The following is a 2,134-nucleotide window of genomic DNA, read 5'->3' as shown; positions in this document are numbered from 1 at the left end:
TGCGGTCGCCGCCTCGTGGTCGAGCACCAGCAGCAGGCCTTCGAGCGCGCGGATGTCGTCGGTCAGCGCCCGGTAGCGCTCGGCGGCGCGCGCTTGTCGGCGCAGGCTCTCCGCCCGTCCGCCGAGCTGGCCCAGCACGTCCTCCACCCGGGCGAGGTGCTGCTCGGCGCCGGCGCGCCGCTCGACGGCGTCGCGCCGGCGGGCGTGCAGGCCGGCGATGCCGGCGGCTTCCTCCAGGATGCGGCGGCGCTGCTCGGGCCGGGCGTTGATGATCTCGCCCACGCGGCCCTGTCCCACCAGCGAGGGCGAGCGCGGGCCGGAGGAGGCGTCCGCGAACAGCAGCTGCACGTCGCGGGCGCGCACCTCGCGGCCATTGATGCGGTAGGTGGAGCCGAGCCCGCGGGCGATGCGGCGGCTGACCTCGATCTCGTCGGCGCCGTTGAACGGTTCCGGCGCGCGGCGGTCGGAATTGTCGAGGGTGAGGACGACTTCGGCGTGGTTGCGGGCGGGGCGCGAGCCGCCGCCGGCGAAGATCACGTCCTCCATGCCCGAGGCGCGCAGGGACTTGAACGAGCTTTCGCCCATCACCCAGCGCAGCGCCTCGACCAGATTGGACTTGCCGCAGCCGTTCGGGCCGACGACGCCGGTGAGCCCCGGCTCGATCGGGGCTTCGGTTGCGTCCACGAAGGTCTTGAAGCCGGCGACGCGCAGCTTGACGAAGTTCATCGCCGCGCGACCCGCCCGCGGCGATGAACTCGGCCCGAAGGATCAAAACCTGCCTGGAGAAGGCCGGAGCACGCCATTTGAGCTCCCGTCATGCCCGCGCCGAGCACGGGTGCCCACGATGTTTGCGCGGAACGACAGCTTGAGCGTTCACGCCGTGGACGCCCGAGACGCGCTCGGGCGTGACGTCGGGTGAAAGGTCGAGGCCGAGGCTCAGGCCTTGAGCAGCGGCTCCAGGATCTTCTCCAGATCGTCGAACTTGATCGCGCCGCGGTAGATCTTGCCGTTGATGAAGAAGGTGGGGGTCGAGTTCACGCCGAACTTCTCGGCGCCGCGCTGGCGCACCCAGTTCACTCCGTCGAGCATCTCCTGATTCGTCAGGCAGGCCTCGAAGCTCTCCTGCGTGAAGCCGAACTGCTTCGTCAGGGTCTGCAGGCCGGTGACGGGATCGTTGGAGTAGGCCCATTCCTTCTGGCGGGCGAACAGCGCGTCCACCACGGCGAAGTACTTATCGTCGCCGGCGCAGCGGGCGATCATGAAGCCGGCGGCGGCGATCGGGTCCAGCGGGAACTCCCGGAGCACGAACCGGACCTTGCCGGAGTCGATGTACTTCTCCTTGAGCTTCGGGAAGGTCTCGTTGGCGAAGGTGGCGCAGTGCCCGCAGGTCATCGAGGCGTATTCGATGATGGTGACGGGGGCATCGTCCTTGCCTTCCGCCTTCTCGCCCAGCGGGCCGGCGACCGCGAGCTCCTCCGTCGAGGGGGCCTGCGCCAGCGCCTGCGACACGAACCCCGCGCGCGGATCGATGAGAAGCGCCGCGGCCGCGGCGGTGAGGCCGAGAGCGGCGGCGGATTCGAGGAAGCGGCGGCGGGTGAGGGTCACGGTTGTTCTAATCCTAAGAGCTCATGCGCTGCTTGAAGGCGGGGCCTGTCGCGCCGTGTCTGCGGCGCGCAAGGTCGGCCTGTCATCAACTAATCGCAAGCGGAATGTGGCGCCAGCATGCCCGCGGCCTTCGTCGCGGCTCACGCTCGCGTGACGCGGGAGCGGGCGAGCACCGCCTCGCCGAGACGCGTCAGCGCGTCGCAGAGCGCGGTCTCCTCCACACCGGCGGTGGCGGCCCGCACGGCGGCGCGCTCCGTGGGAGTGGCGGGCGGCGGCGCGGGCGGCCTCGGTGGCGTCGATCGCGGGAGCGGGCGCGGTGTCGGTGCGGGGCGCGGCGTAGATCTGGGCCGCGCCGAAATCCTCCATGCGCTCCAGCAGCCGGTCGAGCGTCAGGCGAACGGCCTCCAGCGTGTCGGAGGTGCGGCGGTCGCTGCGGGTGGCGACGTCGCGCAGGCCCGCCAGAACCTCGGCGAGTTCGGCCGGATCGACGCCCGATCCGCCGGACTGAGGCGCGGCGTCGCGCACGGCG

2 protein-coding genes and 1 pseudogene are annotated in these 2,134 nt (G+C 71.3%); 1 reads left to right on the top strand and 2 read right to left on the bottom strand.

Going from position 1 to position 2,134, the window contains the following annotated elements:
- Together ACFQ4O_RS17110 and ACFQ4O_RS17105 are read right to left on the bottom strand one after the other, a co-directional pair.
- On the bottom strand, positions 1-726 hold a 726-nt coding region (locus ACFQ4O_RS17110), incomplete at its 3' end, for an AAA family ATPase (protein WP_378777528.1).
- 210 nt (positions 727-936) lie between these two features.
- Positions 937-1,605: a DsbA family protein gene (locus ACFQ4O_RS17105; protein WP_378777525.1), complete on the bottom strand. Its 669-nt coding sequence runs from the start codon at positions 1,603-1,605 to the stop codon at positions 937-939.
- 255 nt (positions 1,606-1,860) lie between these two features.
- Between ACFQ4O_RS17105 and ACFQ4O_RS17100 the strand changes: the two are divergent.
- Positions 1,861-2,134: pseudogene (locus ACFQ4O_RS17100) on the top strand (hypothetical protein); the annotation flags it as partial.

It is taken from the genome of Methylopila musalis (genome assembly GCF_042679725.1).
Lineage (GTDB): Bacteria > Pseudomonadota > Alphaproteobacteria > Rhizobiales > Methylopilaceae > Methylopila > Methylopila musalis.
The sequence above is the reverse complement of the archived record's forward strand: the minus strand, read 5'-3'. Positions and strand labels throughout refer to the sequence as shown.